This is a genomic window from Salegentibacter salegens, from assembly GCF_900142975.1.
Taxonomy (GTDB): domain Bacteria; phylum Bacteroidota; class Bacteroidia; order Flavobacteriales; family Flavobacteriaceae; genus Salegentibacter; species Salegentibacter salegens.
This window is the reverse complement of record NZ_LT670848.1, coordinates 2,065,842-2,083,497: the sequence shown is the minus strand read 5'-3', so window position 1 is coordinate 2,083,497 and position 17,656 is coordinate 2,065,842. Positions and strand designations below refer to the sequence as shown.

Below are 17,656 nucleotides of genomic sequence, written 5' to 3'. Positions count from 1 at the left end.
GGCTTTTCTGAGTTTATACAAATGAATCAATTATTTAATATTCCCAACCATATCTTTAGGTTGTACCCACTCATCAAATTGCTCTTCGGTAAGGTGGCCTAATTCAACGGCAGCTTGTTTAAGTGTAGTTCCATCTTCGTGTGCTTTATTGGCAATTTCAGCGGCTTTGTAATATCCAATTTTGGTATTTAAAGCGGTAACCAACATCAGGGAATTGTTTAAGTGTTCTTTGATTCTTGGAGTGTTCGCTTCAATTCCGCGGGCGCAGTTAACATCAAAAGATACACAGGCGTCCCCAATAAGTTCTGCACTATGTAACAAATTAGCAGCCATTACCGGTTTAAAAACATTTAATTCAAACTGGCCCTGCATTCCACCCACGCCAATAGCTACATCGTTACCCATTACCTGGGCGCAAACCATAGTTAAAGCTTCACATTGCGTAGGATTCACTTTACCGGGCATAATAGAAGATCCCGGCTCGTTTGCAGGAATATTAATTTCTCCAATCCCACTTCTTGGACCTGAAGAAAGCATTCTAATATCATTTCCTATTTTATTAAGAGAAACGGCCAATTGTTTTAAGGCGCCGTGAGTTTCAACAAAAGCATCGTGTGCTGCAAGTGCCTCAAATTTATTTCCAGCTGAAATAAATGGTAATTCAGTGAATTTTGCAATGAATTCAGATACACGTTTTGAATATCCTTTTGGGGTGTTTAATCCGGTTCCTACGGCGGTACCACCAAGTGCCAATTCGGCTAAATGCGGAAGCGTATTTTCCAGAGCATGAATTCCGTGGTCCAGTTGAGAAACATACCCACTAAATTCCTGACCAAGGGTTAGGGGAGTGGCATCCATAAAATGTGTACGCCCAATTTTCACCACTTCTTTAAATTCTTCAGATTTTTTCTTTAACGTATCACGAAGTTGTTTTACACCCGGAAGTGTAACTTTCGTGATTTTTTGATAAGCAGCGATATGCATTCCGGTAGGAAAGGTATCGTTAGAAGATTGTGATTTATTTACATCATCGTTTGGCTGCAAGGTTTTGTCACCTTCACCTAAAGTCTTACCGGCAAGTTGGTGTGCACGATTTGCAATAACTTCATTTACGTTCATATTGCTTTGGGTGCCGCTTCCAGTTTGCCAAATTACCAGAGGAAATTGGTCGTCATGTTTCCTATCAAGAATTTCATCACAAACCTGGGCAATATAATCTCTTTTATCTACCGGTAAAACACCTAATTCGCAGTTGGTATAAGCTGCAGCTTTTTTAAGGTAGGCAAATCCATAAACTATTTCCAGAGGCATACTTCCAGCAGGACCAATTTTAAAATTATTCCGGGAGCGTTCAGTTTGTGCACCCCAGAGTTTATTGGCCGGAACCTTCACTTCTCCAATAGTATCTTTTTCTATTCTATAGTCCATAATTAATTTATTAGTTGTGGTTACAAATTTACAAGTTAGTGCCTTTTTTAAAGGCATAAAAACAAAGAATTTAGCCTGTAAATTTGTGATTTTCATCAGCAGGTTGTGAATTTCTCACAATTTAATTGTGATAAGCGGGCAAAGCTTACTATATTTGACCAGATCAAAAAATTTTGATATTATGTTCGAATTCGATCAATACCTCGGTTTTCTAGCTTTCCTGGTTATTTTAACTATGGGATTCTGGCTTATGATTTTCCTAATGGCTATCTTACCCTATTGGATAGGCGGTTCGGTTACTGAATTGCTTAAAGAAAAGAAAGAGGCAAGAAGAAAAGCTAAAGAAGAAAAAGCATAAAAGAAGGGACAGATAATGTCCCTTTTTTTATGCTTTAGTTTTAAATAAACAAGTAAAACCGGCCCATACAAGCCGGTTTTATTTGTTTTGAATTATCCTTCAAATCCCGGATCATCAAAATCTTCATCACCACCACGTCGTTGTTCGCGCTTTTGCTGATTAAATCTATAAATTACTGAAAAATTAATTTGACGCTGTCTCCACTGGAATTCGCTTTCACGATTAAAGAACTCGGTAGAAGTAAATGATTTTCTTTTTCTTGAGTTTAATAAATCTCTTACGTTTAATGAAAGCGTAACACTTTCATTTAAAATTTCTTTACTCAATGCAAGGTCTAGAGAGAATATTCCTTCGTTTTTTGTTTGGGCATTTTCCTGGGGCCCGCGGTAAAAAGCATTGGTTTGCCAGTCTATAGCACCCGGAAGTGTTACTTTAGAGCTAAATCTTGCAAACCAGCTCGTGTTTTTTGCTCCATAATCCACTCCATTAAACTCACCCTCGGTTTCAAATTGGAAGAAATTAAAACTACTGTTTAATCTTAACCAATCTGCAGGATTGTAAAGAATCCCAAGTTCAGCGCCGGTTCTTTTATTGGTAGCAAGGTTAATAGGAATAGTTCTAATAATATCAATACCATCGGTAGTTTCCTGACCGGTATTTTCTTCAACTCTTTCAAAAGAATCTGTTTCGTGCTGATAATATACCGAAGAAGTGAAGGTTAATTTTTCCCAACGTTTTAAGTAGCCAATATCAAAAGCACTGGCAAAAGCCGGTTGTAGGTTAGGATTTCCCTGAAATACATTGGTACGACTTGAACGTGATGGGAATGGATTAATATACCAACCTCTTGGACGGTTAATTCTTCTATTATATCCAACAGTTATATTTTCTTCTTCGCCACCATCACTTGATAATTCGTAAATTAAATTAACCGTAGGGAACAAGCCTAAATAATTATTATCAAATTCGGTTTGAATAGGGAATCCAAAAGCTTCTACAAGTTCTTCATCACTTAATCTTGAATTTATATCACCTTTAAGTTGGGTGTTTTCTAATCTAAGACCTAAAAGGAACGAGAATTTGCCAAATTTTGTTCCATATTGAGAATACAGCGCATTTACATTTTCAGAATAGTCAAAAATATTGGTAAGAGTATCGTTCGTAACAAGGTTTCCTGTAGCAAGATCTTCTTGTTGTAAACGGTAATCTGTGATTTCATTTTCAAAATTACCACGGTAACCGGCTTCAAATCTAGCGTCTTCACCAAGCGGTAATACATAATCGGCCTGGATTAAATACTCTTTTTGATCTTCTTCTGTATATACTTCTTCTCGTTGAAAAGCATTAGGATTTTCCTGATTTGTAGAAATATAATCTTCGTTTATAAAAGTATTTTGAACTTCTGCATCATTTTCAAATTGAAAATCGGCGGTAAGTTCGTGACCTTCGTCATTAAATTTATTCTGGTAGTTTATCGAAATCTGGTAGCTATTATCTTCTTCACTTTGCAACTCTCGTCTTAAAGTTTCTTCAACTAAATTGCCACCAATATAGCGGTCACTATTATTTAAGGTTTCATCTTCATCTTCACCGTAGCGATAAAATATACTGGCTGTAAGCGAAGATTGCTCGGTAAGGAAATATTCAATTCCAAAATTACCGTTGTAGTTTCTGTTTAAACGCTCTGTTTCTCGTTCCTCACGAATTCTATCATATTCGGGTCTAACAATTTCTCCATCAGAATTAAATCGTCTTAGATACTCGGTATCACTAAAGTTATTTTGAGGAGCATCAAAATAGCGCCAGCCAATGTTGGTAAATATATTGAAGTCATTTGTTCTGTAATTCAAATTAGCTGAAAGTCCTGCATTATCGGGATGTCCTAAATTTAAATTTACAGAGCCGTTAAATCCTAAAGTTTCTTTTTGCCTAAGAATAATATTTAGAATACCTGCTGTACCTTCTGCATCATATCTTGCAGATGGTGAAGTAATAACTTCTACACGCTCAATAGCCTCAGCCGGAAGCTGGCTCAACACGTTGGTATCTCCAAAACCAGCCATTGCTGAAGGTTTTCCATTTATAAGAATTCTTACATTTTGGTTTCCTCTAAGGCTAATCCCGCCTTCAATATCTACAGAAACTGAAGGAACATTATTAAGGGCATCACTAACAGTACCTCCTGCGGTGGTAAGGTCTTTACCTATATTATAAATCTTTTTATCAAGTTGAACGCTAACCTGTGTAGTTTCAGCCTGGACTAAAACCTCATCAAGACTATCTGAATCGAGTCCCAGGGTGATAGTTCCTAAATTAAGATCTGAATCTACATAGCGATCATTAAATTTTTTAGTTTCGTAAGAGATAAATTCAACAATAACATTATAGGTACCTTCTGGTACTTCTATAGAGAAATTTCCCTGTGAATTTGTTACGACTCCTGTAACATCTGCAGGTTCGTTAGCATTAACTACAGAAACGGTTGCAAATTCAAGAGGAGCATTCATCTCCTCATCCATTACTTTTCCGGAAATTTTATGGGGTCCCGATTGGGCGAAGCCGTTAAAGCTGAAAAAAAGAAAAAACGCTGCGCTGAGCGTACTCAAGATTTTGGTGGTCATAGAAAATTTTTATTCTTTGACCCCAATTTTAAGAGATGGTTTAATGGAAATAGGGTTAAACTCGCGTTAAATACGAGTTTTAAATGTTAAAAGCACCTTTATCGCTGTACCTCAATACTTAAGACTTCCGGCTAATTTTCTTATTTAATTCAAGATATTTTTGAAACTGTCTTTCGCTCATTAATTTTTGCAGTTTTCTATGTTCAGCTTTCTGAATTCCTTTTAATTTAAAGATTATTTCATCTTCGGTTAGCGCCATGGTATTCAGGATTTCATTTTTCTTAAGGGTATACTCTATAATAAGATCCTCGAGTTTACCTGTTTGTTCAAAATCCAGTTCTAATTCTTTTTTCCAGGTATAGGCAAGTTCCCTTGCAATTTCAAGGAGTTCTTTTCTGCTTTTTCTATGCAGGTAAAAATGGGAGAAAACAAATCCCGCCACTAGAAATCCGGCGACCCCAATTATAGCTATTTTATGTTGAGTTTTCATTTTTTACTGGTTTGAATTACCAAAACTTTTATTGTAATAAATCTTCAATTTTAGAACCCGGGCGACCTACAACTGCATTGTTTTTGGTTTCTACAATAGGCCTTTCAATTAATTTTGGGTTCTTAACCATAACAGTAATTAGTTCTTTATCGCTAAGATCTTTATTTTTATATTCTTCTTTCCAGATCTTTTCGTTAGTTCTAATTAACTGCATAGGATAAAAACTTAATTTATCCAGAATCTGTTTTAATTCTGCTTCAGAAAGTGGTTCTTTTAAATATTCTCTAACCTTATATTCTTTTCCAGAATTCTTAACGATTTCTAATCCTTCACGAGATTTTTTACATCGGGCATTATGGTAAACTGTAATCATTATTTTTTGATTTTGGCTTCCTTAAAATAAACAATAAATTTTAAATCTAAAATATATGGGCAAAAACTTATCAATCTTCCTGCCGTTGTCCCATCATCATTAAAAAAGCTTTTAAAAACATATCAATATCACCATTCATTACGGCATCTACATTTCCGGTTTCTTCTGCAGTTCGTACATCTTTGACCAATTTATAAGGATGCATTACATAATTTCTTATTTGCGAACCCCATTCAATCTTCATTTTAGAATCTTCAATTTCTCTGCGTTGTGCTTGTTGCTTCTGAAGTTCTATCTCGTATAACTGGCTTTTTAAAAGCTGCATCGCCTTGGTTTTATTTTCCAGCTGCGATCGCGTTTCAGAATTTTCAACAACAATCCCAGTAGGGGCGTGACGCAACCTAACCGCAGTTTCCACTTTGTTTACATTTTGCCCTCCGGCCCCGGAAGAACGCATTGTTTCCCAGGAAATTTCAGAAGGATTTATGTCTATCTCAATAGAATCATCGGCTAACGGATAAACATAAACCGAAGCGAACGAGGTATGCCTTTTTGCATTACTATCAAATGGGGAAATTCTTACCAGCCTGTGCACGCCATTTTCACCTTTTAGCCATCCAAAACCAAAATCACCTTCAATTTCCAGGGTAACTGTTTTAATTCCGGCAACATCGCCGGCCTGGTAATTCAGTTCTTTTATTTTGTATTTGCGCTTTTCGGCCCACATAAGGTACATACGCATCAGCATCTCGGCCCAGTCGCAACTTTCTGTACCGCCAGCGCCTGCCGTAATTTGTAATACCGCACTTAATTTATCGCCTTCTTCCGAAAGCATATTTTTAAACTCAAGGTCTTCTATAAGGTCTACAGCTTGCTTATTTTTTTCTTCCACATCTTCTTGCGTAGCTTCATCTTCCTTATAAAATTCATACAAAACCTCTAAATCTTCAACGAGGGTTTGTCCTTTTTCAAAATTATCTACCCATTGCTTTTCAGCATTGAGATCGCGCATTAGTGCCTCAGCTTTTTTAGGATCGTCCCAAAAATCTGGAGCAAAGGTTTTTTCTTCCTGATTGGAAATTTCTATTTTTTTGGCATCAATGTCAAAGATACCTCCTTAACGCACCAAGGCGCTCTCTGAGATCTTTGATCTGCTCAGTTGTAATCATATCTTAATTTTATAAGGTAAAAATAGAATTTAAGACTGCGACGAGAAAGTATTTAACGATATTTTTATAGTTTTAGACTTCCTATAAAACACCGTTAATGAAGCGATTTTTACTTATTTTGCTGTTAGTCAGTTTCTCCGTTCCGGGAATGGCTCAATTTCTTTCTGAAAAAGAGAATCTTCAGGATTATGAAGGCTTTTTCAATTTTCATTATAATGAAGAAAAAGATGAAATTTATCTTGAAGTAGATAAGCTTGAAACCGAATTTTTATACGTGCACGCCTTAACCAGCGGACTTGGTTCTAATGATATTGGACTTGACCGGGGGCAGTTGGGAAATGAAGCTGTTGTGAAATTTGAGAAAGCAGGGAATAAGTTATTACTGGTTCAACCGAATCAAAAGTATAGAGCTGAAACAGAAAATGTATTGGAGAAGCGAAGCGTGGAGCAGGCTTTTGCAAAATCGGTGATTTACGGTTTCGAAATTAAGGAAGAAAAAGATTCGGTTTACATCATAGATTTTACACCGTTTTTAATGGAAGACGCGCACGATGTTGCCGGCCGACTCAAAAAAGGAGAGTACGGAACTTACAAACTAGACAAATCTAAAAGTGCCTTATCATTAGAGCGCACCAAAGCTTTTCCTGAAAATGTAGAATTTGAAGCTTTATTGACGTTTGAAGGGGAACCCAAAGGGAGAACCTTGCAAAGTGTGGCGCCAAATGCTAAAAAACTCAGTGTAATTCAGCATCATTCTTTTGTAAAATTACCCGATGATAATTATGAAAAACGACTTTTTGATCCACGCAGCGGTGCGATTTCAATCTCTTATTTAGATTACTCCATGCCGGTTTACGAACCTATTGAAAAGAAATTCGCCATTCGTCACCGTTTAAAAAAGAAAGATCCCGAAGCTGAAATTAGTGAAGCCCAGGAGCGTATTATCTATTATTTAGACCCGGGAACGCCAGAACCAGTAAAATCAGCTTTGTTGGAAGGCGCCGGCTGGTGGAATGAAGCTTTCGAAGAAATTGGCTATAAAGATGCTTTTCAGGTGAAAATGCTACCCGAAGATGCCGATCCTTTAGATACACGTTATAATATGATACAGTGGGTGCACCGCTCAACCCGTGGCTGGAGCTATGGTGCAAGTGTGGTAGATCCCAGAACCGGAGAAATTATTAAAGGTCACGTGAGTTTAGGAAGTTTGAGAATTCGCCAGGATTTTATGATTGCCCAGGCTTTAATGAACAAACCGTTTGCTGAAAATGATAAAGATCACGAAAAGATGATGGAGATGGCAGTAGCTCGAATTCGTCAACTTTCAGCGCACGAAGTTGGCCACACCATTGGTTTCGCTCATAATTTTGCGGCGAGTGCAAATAATAATGCCTCGGTAATGGATTATCCGCATCCAAAATTCAGTTTGGAAAATGACGAAATTAGTATTGACAATGCTTACGACACCGGGATTGGTGATTGGGATAAAGTAACTGTGAAATATTCTTATGCCGATATTCTTGAAAACACTTCGGAGAGGGAATTTTTAAATTCGGTTTTAGAAGAAGCACAACAGGCGGGTCACCAATTTATATCAGACGCTGATGCCAGGGCGCAAGGTGGAGCACATATTAATGCCCATTTGTGGGATAATGGAAAAAACCCGACCCAGGAACTTGAAGAAATATTAAAAATTAGAAGAATAGGGATTGAAAATTTTTCCGAAGATAACATTAGGACCAACGAGCCCTATTCGGTTTTGGAAGATATTTTTGTGCCTTTGTATTTTTTACATCGCTACCAGGTGGAGGCCGCGGTTAAGATAATAGGCGGGCTAGATTATAATTACGCAGTAAAAGGAGGAAAAGATAAGTTATGGGAAAGAGCCGACCCCAATATGCAGGAGAATGCGCTAAATTCAATTTTAAAAACCTTAGATGCAGAAATAATTGCAATTCCGCAGAAAAAACTCGAATTATTTCCACCTAGAGCTTTTGGCTATAATCGCAGTCGGGAATCTTTTAAAAGCAATACCGGCGTAGCTTTTGATGCGCTTGGGGCACCGTTGACTTCTGCAAATTTATCGCTTTCCTTATTATTGCATCCCGAAAGAATGGCGAGGTTGGTTCAGCAAAAAGCATTGGATAAAAAACAATTGGGACCGCAAGAAGTTTTGGGGCAATTAATTAGCGAAACGATAAAGAAATCCCACCGGGACGATTATTTAAATGAAGTACAACAAGCGGTAAATTACCAGGTTTTGCTGCATTTAATAAAATTAGCCGAAAATGAATCGGCTACGGCAAAAGTAAAGGCGTTTGCCAATGCACAAATTGATGAATTAAAAAATTGGCTAAGTAATAAAGATGAAGTTTTACATCGGGAAATGTTTAGAGAAATTGAGAATTACAGGGAAAATCCCGGTGAGTATAAAACCAAATTAAATGTTCCTAAAATTCCTGATGGAAGTCCTATTGGAAGTTTTAGATGTGAGGGAATGGATTTTAGTAAATAATAAATTCCACCTGAGCGGAAAATACGAGAAGAGAAATAATAGATTTCCTCCTACGAGGAAATGACAAAGAATAACAGAGATTTCCGCCTTTACTGAAATAAATTCAGCACAGGCTGCGGAAATGACGAAAGAAGAAAATAATAAAAAGATTTCCGCCTTCGCGGAAATGACAAAGAATTATTTATGAAAGAAATAGATTTAAGAAGTGATACGGTAACCCGCCCAACGAGTGGAATGTTGAAAGCAATAATGAGCGCTGAAGTTGGCGACGATGTTTATAAAGAAGACCCAACGGTAAACGCCTTGGAAGAAAAACTGGCGAAAATGTTTGGGAAAGATGAAGCTTTATTTTTTCCAACTGGTAGTATGGCTAACCAGGCGGCAATAAAACTACATACACAACCCGCAGAGCAATTAATTTGCGATAAGTGGGCGCACGTTTTTAATTATGAAGGCGGTGGCGCTTCGTTTAACAGCGGCGTTTCCTGCAAATTAGTAGATGGCGATCGCGGAATGATCACCGCGGCCCAGGTGGAAGAAAATATCAATCCGCCAGACTTTTACCATAGTCCGTTAACGACTTTGGTTTGTTTGGAAAATACTACCAACAAAGGTGGGGGCGCTTGTTATGATTTGGAAGAAATCAAGAAAGTAAGAAAGGTTTGTAATACTCATAAACTCGGACTGCATTTAGACGGCGCCAGGCTTTTTAATGCTTTGGTTGCTAAAAATGAAGACCCAAAAGAATACGGGAAATTATTTGATACTATTTCGGTTTGTCTTTCTAAAGGACTGGGAATCCCGATGGGATCGGTACTTATTGGCGATAAGAAATTGATGAAAAACGCTATTAGAATTCGTAAAGTTTTAGGTGGCGGAATGCGCCAGGTTGGTTTTATGGCCGCTGCTGGAATCTACGCCCTGGATAATCACGTAGAACGTTTAGCCGAAGATCATAAAAGAGCTACAGACATAGCTGAAACGCTGGATGCAGCGAGCTATGTAGGCAAGGTCGAGCCCGTAGAAACCAATATTGTAATTTTTTATCTAAAAAACGCTTCAGATGAAACTGCTTTTATGAATAAGCTTCAACAGGAAAATATCAGGATAAGCAATATGGGACAGGGAAAATTAAGAATCGTTACTCATTTGGATTATTCCGAAGAAATGCACCAGAAGTTTTTAAAGGTACTACGGGGAATTAAAGTATAGATTTTAATAGAGTTTAACCTAAACTTACAATGCTTTTAATATGTTTAGGGTATTGATTTCATAACTTTCAAAAAAAAAAATTGAATTATGAAAAATGTATTGCCCAGAAAAGAAGTGCCAAGATTAAGAGTAGAAACGACTAGCGGAATGCAATGGGATTTGCGCGACCAGAAGCCAGAGAATTTTACAATGGTTATTTTCTATCGCGGATTGCACTGCCCGGTTTGTAAATCTTATTTAGAGGAACTAAATAAAAAGATCGAAAAGTTTCAGGAAAAAGGCTTGAATGTTATTTGCATTAGCGCAAATAATAAATCTCTCGCAGAAAAAACGGTGAAAGAGTGGGAAGTAGATAATCTTACTATAGGCTACAATTTTAATCCTGAAGATGCCAGAAAATGGGATTTATATATTTCTGAAGGGATTAAGGATGAACCGGAAGTTTTCTTTGAACCCGGCTTGTTTTTAATAAAACCCGATAATACGCTTTATGCAGCATCTATTCAAACTATGCCTTTCGCAAGACCAAAGTTTGATGAATTATTAAAAGCTATAGATTTTGTGCTAGATAAAGATTATCCTGCAAGGGGAGAGGCTTAAGGAAGTCTCACTTATTAGAAAAAAATAGACCTCACAGGTTTTCAACACCTGTGAGGTCTTTAATTTTAGCTTTAAGCGTTCCCCCTGAACTTGTTTCAGAGCCTGCTCCGAATTTTATTCGGAAATCTAAGTTGATAAAATATTAGAAGCTGAAATAAATTCAGCTTGACGACACGAACCCCAGATTATCAAACAGCCATTAAATCCTAAATAATCCTATTTAAGCTGGTCTAAACCGGGAATATCTGGCATTCCATCTTTTGCAACGGCAGCAAGTTCTGCTTCGTTGATATCTGAAGCTCTGCTTATCGCTTTATTTAAAGTTAGAACCAAATAGTCTTCCAATTGTTCCTTGTCTTCCAGCAATTCGTCAGCAACGCTAATATTTTTAATTTCACGTGTTGCGCTAATAGTTACTTTTAGAAGTTCATCGCTGGATTTTTCTTCTATAGTTACTGTTTTTAGGCGTTCTTTAGTTTCTTCAACCTTTTGTTGGGTCTCTTTGATTTTATTCATCATACCCATCATATCTCCAAACATAGTCTCTTTTTTTAATTTAATAAAGACAAATTTACTAATTACAGGTTTAATCCTGTTAATATGAAGGGACTAATTATGTATTTTGTTGGGAAGCATTACCTTTGCAAGCGCTTTAAAATAATGCAGATTTGAAAAAAGAAATTTTACCACCAAAAGCTAAGAAAACACCTAAAACCCTTGAGTTTCACGGTGACGTGAGAATAGATAATTATTATTGGATGAACAACCGCGATAATCCAGAGGTAATTGAATATCTAAATAAGGAGAATGAGTATAACCAGAAAATGACTGCGCACACCGGCGATTTTCAGAAGCGGTTGTTTGAGGAAATGAAAGGTAGAATTAAAGAAGATGACGAGTCGGTTCCTTATAAGTTAAATGGTTACTGGTATTTAACCCGTTTTGAGACCGGAAAAGATTATCCCGTTTATTCCCGTAAAAAACGTGAGCTTGAAGCACCGGAAGAGTTGCTTTTTGATGTAAATGAAATGGCCGATGGCTTTGAATATTACAGCCTTGGCGGATTAAATGTAAGTCCCGATAATAAAATGGTGGCTTTTGGGGTAGATACTTTAAGCCGAAGAAAATATACTATTCAGATAAAAGATCTGCAAACTGGTGAAATTTATCCTGATAAAATTGAAAATGCAACCGGTGGCTCTACCTGGGCTGCAGATAATAAAACACTTTTCTATTCTAAAAAAGACGAGCAGACGCTGCGTTCTTATAGAATTTACAAACATATCTTAGGAACAGATTCTTCTGAAGATGAATTGGTTTTTGAAGAGGAAGATGAAACTTTCAATACGTACGTTTATAAATCGAAGTCCAAAGAATATATCATTATTGGGAGTCATAGTACTTTAACCACTGAATACCGGATCTTAAAAGCCGATAATCCATCTGGTGAGTTTAAGGTTTTTCAGCCCCGGGAACGCGGTATGGAGTATAGCATCGCACATTATGATGGCGATTTCTATGTGATGACTAATAAAGATAAAGCGACGAATTTTAGATTAATGAAAACCCCGGTTGAAAAAACCACCCAGGAAAACTGGGTAGATGTAATTCCGCACCGGGAAGATTATTTATTGGAAGATGTAGATATCTTTAAAAAATATCTTGTGGTAAGCGAGCGCCACAACGGTTTGAACAAGATAAAAGTGATGCGTTGGGATAATTCAGAAGAATATTATATTCCTTTTGATAATGAAACTTATACTGCTTTTACATCTATAAACCCTTCCTTTGATACCGATATTCTAAGGTTCACTTATAACTCTATGACCACGCCAACATCGGTTGTAGATTTTAATATGGAAACCCGCGAAAAAACGGTTTTAAAAGAGCAGGAAGTTTTAGATGAAAATTTTGATAAAAACAATTACCTCTCAGAAAGAATTTGGGCAACTGCAAAAGACGGCACTAAAATTCCGGTCAGTTTAGTTTATAAAAAAGGAACCAAATTAGATGGTAAGAGTCCGCTTCTACAATATGCATATGGCTCTTATGGTTCAACCATAGACCCGTATTTTTCAACGGTAAGGCTTAGTTTATTAGATCGCGGCTTTATCTATGCAATTGCACACATTCGCGGCGGAGAATATTTGGGACGAAACTGGTATGAAGACGGGAAGCTTTTCAATAAAATGAACACTTTTACCGATTATATAGATGTTTCAGAATATTTAATTCAGCAAAAATATACTTCCGCAGCGCATCTTTATGCAATGGGCGGTTCGGCCGGTGGCTTGCTAATGGGTGCTGTGATCAATATGTCGCCACAGCTTTATAATGGAGTGATATCGGCAGTTCCTTTTGTAGACGTGGTAACCACGATGTTAGATGATAGTATCCCGTTAACTACCGGTGAATACGATGAATGGGGAAATCCGAATAACAAAGATTATTACGAATATATGATGCAATATTCGCCTTATGATAATGTGGTGAGACAAGAATATCCAAATATGCTGGTAACTACCGGTTTACACGATTCCCAGGTTCAATATTGGGAACCTGCAAAATGGATCGCCAAATTAAGAGAATTAAAAACCGATACTAATTTGCTGCTTTTTCATACCAATATGGATGCAGGGCACGGCGGGGCCTCAGGACGATTTGAAGCCTTGAAGGAAGTAGCCGAAGAATATGCGTTTTTACTGGATTTGGAAGGAATTGACCACTAATTAAAAAATTTACCTTAAATTTGGGGGATTTTACACTCTTCACAGGAGTGACTTAGTTAACCCAAATTTTGTAAAGAACTTCGATTTATGAAAGAAGATTTGCAAGTATATGATAATGTATTGCAACTTATAGGCAATACACCTTTGATACAACTGAATAAAATAACCCGGAAATTTAAAGGAGAGTTCTTCGCTAAAGTAGAAGCCTTTAATCCGGGACATTCCGCTAAAGACCGCATTGCACTTTATATTATAGAAGAAGCCGAAAGAAAAGGCATTCTTAAACCTGGCAGCACCATTATAGAAACTACTTCTGGTAATACCGGTTTTAGTATTGCGATGGTTAGTGTTATAAAGGGTTACGAATGTATTCTTGCAGTTAGTTCTAAAGCTTCTAACGATAAGATTGATATGCTAAAAGTAATGGGTGCCAAGGTATATGTTTGTCCCGCACACGTTTCAGCAGACGATCCCAGGTCTTATTACCAGGTTGCTAAAAGGTTGCATTCAGAAACTAAAGGTTCGGTTTATATTAACCAGTATTTTAATGAGCTGAATATTGATGCTCATTTTAATTCTACAGGTCCTGAGATTTGGAAACAAACCGAAGGAAAAATAACCCATCTTGTTGCTTGTAGCGGTACCGGAGGAACAATTTCTGGAACTGCGAGATATTTAAAACAACAAAATCCTGAAATGAAGGTAATTGGGATAGATGCTTACGGTTCTGTTTTAAAGAAATATCATGAAACTAAGGAATTTGATTCCGGGGAGATTTATCCATATAGAATAGAAGGGCTGGGGAAAAACCTTATCCCATCGGCTACAGATTTTGAAATTATTGACCGTTTTGTTAAGGTTAGTGACGAAGATAGTGCGCACACAGCACGGGAACTTGCAAAAACCGAAGGTTTATTTGTAGGTTACACCAGTGGCGCGGCCACCCAGGGTTTAAAACAACTTGCTGAAGAAGGAGAGTTTGATGAAAATAGTAAAGTTGTTGTAATATTTCCCGATCACGGTTCCCGCTATATGGGAAAAGTCTTTAGTGACGACTGGATGGAAGAACAGGGCTTTTTTGATACTAAAAATGAAATAGAGGCACAGCCTATAGAATTTATAAAATAACCAGTATTTTGACATTTATTCAGAAATAAAGTTTACAAAAGCATCCCGCATAGGATGCTTTTCTTTTATTTGAATTTGCTGAATAAATAACTTTGTACAATTGAGCCAATTTTAAGTATTTTTGCGGCTCGACTAAAAAAAGATCGATGAGGGATTTATTTGAAAAAATATATAAAGATAAAGGACCATTAGGAAAATGGGCAGAGCAGGCAGAAGGATATTTTGTATTTCCTAAGCTTGAAGGGCCAATTTCTAACCGAATGAAATTTAGAGGAAAAGAAGTAATAACCTGGAGTATTAACGACTACCTGGGGCTTGCCAATCATCCCGAAGTAAGAAAAGTAGATGCTGAAGCTGCCGCAGAATATGGCTCGGCGTACCCAATGGGTGCAAGGATGATGAGTGGCCACACTCAGTTGCACGAAAAACTGCAGGACGAACTGGCTTCTTTTGTTCATAAACAATCGGCTTACCTGCTTAATTTTGGTTACCAGGGAATGGTTTCTACCATAGATGCGTTGGTTTCTAAAGCAGATGTTATTGTATACGATGTTGATGCCCACGCCTGTATTATTGATGGAGTGAGACTACATTTAGGTCAGCGTTTTACTTATAAACACAACGACCTTGAAAGTATAGAGAAGAACCTGCAGCGCGCTACTAAAATTGCAGAACAAACCGGCGGAGGAATTTTATTGATTTCTGAAGGTGTTTTTGGAATGCGTGGAGAGCAGGGAAGATTAAAGGAAATCGTAGAGCTGAAGAAAAAATATAATTTCAGACTTTTTGTAGATGATGCTCACGGTTTTGGAACCCTTGGTAAAACAGGAGCCGGAGCAGGCGAGGAGCAGGGAATTCAGGATGATATCGATGTATATTTCGCCACTTTTGCAAAATCTTTGGCCAGTACCGGAGCATTTATTGCAGCCGATAAAGAAATTATTGACTATTTAAAATATAATTTACGTTCACAAATGTTCGCGAAATCATTGCAAATGCAATTGGTGGTTGGTGCATTAAAACGTTTGGAAATGTTAAGAACAATGCCAGAGCTTAAAGAAAAGCTTTGGAAGAATGTAAATGCGCTTCAAAACGGACTTAAAGAAAACGGATTTGATATTGGAACCACGCAAAGTTGTGTGACTCCTGTATACTTAAAAGGAAGTATACCTGAAGCTATGGCTTTGGTAAAAGATCTAAGGGAAAATCACGGAGTGTTCTGTTCTATTGTAGTTTATCCGGTAATTCCAAAAGGACTTATTTTGTTGAGAATGATTCCTACCGCTTCTCATACCATTCAGGATATAGAAGAAACGTTGGTTGCTTTTTCAGCAATTAGAGAGCGTTTAGAAAACGGAACTTATAAAAGATTATCTGCTTCTGTTTCTGCCGCTATGGCGAGCAAAGAGTAGATATTACTTATTGAAATAAAGCTTTAAAAACCGTTTAAAGAATAATCTTAAAGACGTCAAGCTGAATTTATTTCAGCTTCTAAGTTTAAATGAAACTAGATTCTGAAAATAAATTCAGAATGACGTTAAAAAGAAGAATTTTTTAAACGGTTTTTCTGTTTCTTATTTTTAAGAAAAATAAGGTTGAGATTTATTCATCTGAACCATCTCCTTCTTCATCTTCTTTGTAAAATCCGGTTTCTTCGAGTTCTTCCCCACGTTTATTTCTTTTTCCTTCGTAGGTATCTTCAATATATTCATCATCTTCATGAAAATCGAATCGATAAGAAACTCCTGCGGCTACTTGCCAACGAGATGGCGTATCTTTAAAATTAACCAGCCCTGAAATATCCAGTTGAAAATCTTTTCCGAATAAATAAGCAGCACCGCCACGTACTAAATCATCGGCATATAAATCACTTATATAAGTTTGGAACTCACCAAAAACCGCAAATTTAGGCGTTACGGCGTGGGTAAGTGTGAATACTCCTCCGTAAGATGGAAATTCTTCGGTAAACTTATCGGCAATAAAATTCATAACTAATACCCATCGGCCCCAGTTATGTTGTGTAATTAAAGCAGCTTTCGGACTAATTATGGATTCTCCCTCAAACATATAAGGATTTTCCCACCAGCTAAAATTAGCGCCTGCATAAACAGATACGGCAGGAATTAAACTGCGTAAATTCATACGTTGATTCGCTTTCCAGCTATAGAGATTTACTTCTCTCTCTTTAACACTCACGCTAGGATCAAAAAGTAAAAATTTAGCACCTATGGTGTTAGTCTTAAAGTTTGTGGCTTTAAATTCATCTGCACCGTTACCCACGGGAATAGATGTAACCTGATCCTGAAAAGAACCAAAAAAATTAAGTTCCAGGATTTCGGTTAAAAATCCGTATCGTAAACCGTAACTTGCACCTAAAATATCTGTATCACTATTAAATAATGTATGATTATCGTTTCCCATATAAGCTCCTGCCTCAAGCTGCAACACGTTTTTACCCACGGCATAAGCGCCCTGGGATTCCCCGGGACGATTGGAGTTAATGGTTTCAGTGTATTGCGCGTTTGCGCTAAAAATTCCGAAGAAAATAAAAGCGATACCTACTTTTAAATAGTGCATATTAGATTGGTTTGTTACTTTCAAAGATAGTAGATTTATTATTTTTTTAGGAGCCGAAAGCTGCTATTCTCAAGGCTTATTTTTATTTTTGCATAAAGACCTGAAAATGTTAGAAGCTTCTTTTTCCGATGTATTACAAACGATTCTAATCATTCTATTAGTATATTTTGCTTTTAAAATGTCAATTAAATGGTTTGGTCCGCTTATTCTCAAATACTTTTTGCGGAAAATGGGCAAACGTTTTGAGCAACAATTCAGGCAACAACAAGGTCCCGCATCTCAAAAAAAAGAAGGAAAAGTAATTATTGACAAAAAGCCGAAAAGCGGCAGGAAATCTAATAAAAACGTTGGGGAATATATAGATTACGAGGAAATTGATTAATTTCGGGATCAATTTTTTATATTGAATAGGGAAGAAGCTGCCCATTCAGTTTAAACAGAAAGTGATCTAAAAAA

15 protein-coding genes are annotated in these 17,656 nt (G+C 37.1%); 8 read left to right on the top strand and 7 right to left on the bottom strand.

The features are described 5' to 3' along the window. Window positions 1-30: 30 nt before the first annotated feature. Complete coding sequence (fumC, locus tag B5488_RS09335; protein ID WP_079736571.1) at window positions 31-1,428, bottom strand: class II fumarate hydratase; 1,398 nt, start codon at window positions 1,426-1,428, stop codon at window positions 31-33. A 181-nt stretch (window positions 1,429-1,609) separates the two neighbouring features. Here fumC and B5488_RS17980 point away from each other — a divergent pair, with 181 nt between their 5' ends. Next, a complete protein-coding gene (locus tag B5488_RS17980; protein ID WP_170065276.1) occupies window positions 1,610-1,786 on the top strand; it encodes a hypothetical protein in 177 nt (58 codons plus the stop codon). A 92-nt stretch (window positions 1,787-1,878) separates the two neighbouring features. Here the strand turns inward: B5488_RS17980 and B5488_RS09330 are convergent, their stop codons facing one another. From B5488_RS09330 to prfB, 4 genes are all read right to left on the bottom strand, one after another. Then, window positions 1,879-4,407: a TonB-dependent receptor domain-containing protein gene (locus B5488_RS09330; RefSeq protein WP_079735015.1), complete on the bottom strand. Its 2,529-nt coding sequence runs from the start codon at window positions 4,405-4,407 to the stop codon at window positions 1,879-1,881. A 118-nt stretch (window positions 4,408-4,525) separates the two neighbouring features. Then, window positions 4,526-4,897 carry a hypothetical protein gene (locus B5488_RS09325; protein ID WP_079735014.1) on the bottom strand — a complete coding sequence of 124 codons (372 nt, stop codon included), beginning with the start codon at window positions 4,895-4,897 and terminating at the stop codon, window positions 4,526-4,528. Window positions 4,898-4,925: 28 nt separating this feature from the next. Beyond that, window positions 4,926-5,270, bottom strand: a complete 345-nt coding sequence (gene arsC / locus B5488_RS09320; protein WP_079735013.1) for an arsenate reductase (glutaredoxin) — start codon at window positions 5,268-5,270, stop codon at window positions 4,926-4,928. 70 nt (window positions 5,271-5,340) lie between these two features. Further along, a protein-coding gene (gene prfB / locus B5488_RS09315) for a peptide chain release factor 2 (protein WP_146128737.1) occupies window positions 5,341-6,439 on the bottom strand; the annotation gives its coding sequence in 2 pieces (ribosomal slippage) (window positions 5,341-6,375 and window positions 6,377-6,439; 1,098 coding nt in all). A gap of 97 nt (window positions 6,440-6,536) precedes the next feature. Here prfB and B5488_RS09310 point away from each other — a divergent pair. From B5488_RS09310 to B5488_RS09300, 3 genes are all read left to right on the top strand, one after another. Continuing rightward, window positions 6,537-8,954, top strand: coding sequence for a zinc-dependent metalloprotease (locus B5488_RS09310; protein WP_079735011.1), 2,418 nt, complete (start codon window positions 6,537-6,539; stop codon window positions 8,952-8,954). A gap of 183 nt (window positions 8,955-9,137) precedes the next feature. Beyond that, on the top strand, window positions 9,138-10,166 hold the full coding sequence (locus B5488_RS09305; protein ID WP_079735010.1) for a threonine aldolase family protein: 1,029 nt from the start codon (window positions 9,138-9,140) through the stop codon (window positions 10,164-10,166). Window positions 10,167-10,253: 87 nt separating this feature from the next. Next, entirely contained in the window at window positions 10,254-10,766 is a 513-nt protein-coding gene (locus B5488_RS09300) for a redoxin domain-containing protein (RefSeq protein WP_079735009.1), read from the top strand. 216 nt (window positions 10,767-10,982) lie between these two features. Here the strand turns inward: B5488_RS09300 and B5488_RS09295 are convergent, their stop codons facing one another. Further along, on the bottom strand, window positions 10,983-11,306 hold the full coding sequence (locus B5488_RS09295; RefSeq protein ID WP_079735008.1) for a YbaB/EbfC family nucleoid-associated protein: 324 nt from the start codon (window positions 11,304-11,306) through the stop codon (window positions 10,983-10,985). 128 nt (window positions 11,307-11,434) lie between these two features. On the opposite strand from B5488_RS09295, the gene B5488_RS09290 reads away from it, so the two are divergent. The 3 genes from B5488_RS09290 to B5488_RS09280 all read left to right on the top strand — a co-directional run bounded on the left by B5488_RS09290 (window position 11,435) and on the right by B5488_RS09280 (window position 16,035). Then, a complete protein-coding gene (locus B5488_RS09290) occupies window positions 11,435-13,495 on the top strand; it encodes a S9 family peptidase (RefSeq protein WP_079735007.1) in 2,061 nt (686 codons plus the stop codon). A gap of 87 nt (window positions 13,496-13,582) precedes the next feature. Next, entirely contained in the window at window positions 13,583-14,623 is a 1,041-nt protein-coding gene (locus tag B5488_RS09285; protein WP_079735006.1) for a PLP-dependent cysteine synthase family protein, read from the top strand. Between the two features lie 146 nt (window positions 14,624-14,769). After that, complete coding sequence (locus B5488_RS09280; RefSeq protein ID WP_079735005.1) at window positions 14,770-16,035, top strand: aminotransferase class I/II-fold pyridoxal phosphate-dependent enzyme; 1,266 nt, start codon at window positions 14,770-14,772, stop codon at window positions 16,033-16,035. A gap of 190 nt (window positions 16,036-16,225) precedes the next feature. Here B5488_RS09280 and B5488_RS09275 read toward each other — a convergent pair whose 3' ends face one another. Further along, a complete protein-coding gene (locus B5488_RS09275; RefSeq protein ID WP_079735004.1) occupies window positions 16,226-17,200 on the bottom strand; it encodes a transporter in 975 nt (324 codons plus the stop codon). Between the two features lie 229 nt (window positions 17,201-17,429). Between B5488_RS09275 and B5488_RS18345 the strand changes: the two genes are divergently transcribed. Then, on the top strand, window positions 17,430-17,582 hold the full coding sequence (locus B5488_RS18345; RefSeq protein ID WP_317041924.1) for a DUF4834 family protein: 153 nt from the start codon (window positions 17,430-17,432) through the stop codon (window positions 17,580-17,582). Window positions 17,583-17,656: the final 74 nt, after the last annotated feature.

Bases quoted from the DNA above. Each gene is read 5' to 3' on its own strand.
- B5488_RS09325 (WP_079735014.1), bottom strand. From the start codon at position 4,897: ATGAAAACTCAACATAAAATAGCTATAATTGGGGTCGCCGGATTTCTA.
- B5488_RS09280 (WP_079735005.1), top strand. From the start codon at position 14,770: ATGAGGGATTTATTTGAAAAAATATATAAAGATAAAGGACCATTAGGA.
- B5488_RS09295 (WP_079735008.1), bottom strand. From the start codon at position 11,306: ATGTTTGGAGATATGATGGGTATGATGAATAAAATCAAAGAGACCCAA.
- fumC (WP_079736571.1), bottom strand. From the start codon at position 1,428: ATGGACTATAGAATAGAAAAAGATACTATTGGAGAAGTGAAGGTTCCG.
- B5488_RS18345 (WP_317041924.1), top strand. From the start codon at position 17,430: ATGGGCAAACGTTTTGAGCAACAATTCAGGCAACAACAAGGTCCCGCA.
- B5488_RS09330 (WP_079735015.1), bottom strand. From the start codon at position 4,407: ATGACCACCAAAATCTTGAGTACGCTCAGCGCAGCGTTTTTTCTTTTT.
- arsC (WP_079735013.1), bottom strand. From the start codon at position 5,270: ATGATTACAGTTTACCATAATGCCCGATGTAAAAAATCTCGTGAAGGA.
- B5488_RS09300 (WP_079735009.1), top strand. From the start codon at position 10,254: ATGAAAAATGTATTGCCCAGAAAAGAAGTGCCAAGATTAAGAGTAGAA.
- B5488_RS09305 (WP_079735010.1), top strand. From the start codon at position 9,138: ATGAAAGAAATAGATTTAAGAAGTGATACGGTAACCCGCCCAACGAGT.
- B5488_RS09310 (WP_079735011.1), top strand. From the start codon at position 6,537: ATGAAGCGATTTTTACTTATTTTGCTGTTAGTCAGTTTCTCCGTTCCG.
- B5488_RS17980 (WP_170065276.1), top strand. From the start codon at position 1,610: ATGTTCGAATTCGATCAATACCTCGGTTTTCTAGCTTTCCTGGTTATT.
- B5488_RS09285 (WP_079735006.1), top strand. From the start codon at position 13,583: ATGAAAGAAGATTTGCAAGTATATGATAATGTATTGCAACTTATAGGC.
- B5488_RS09275 (WP_079735004.1), bottom strand. From the start codon at position 17,200: ATGCACTATTTAAAAGTAGGTATCGCTTTTATTTTCTTCGGAATTTTT.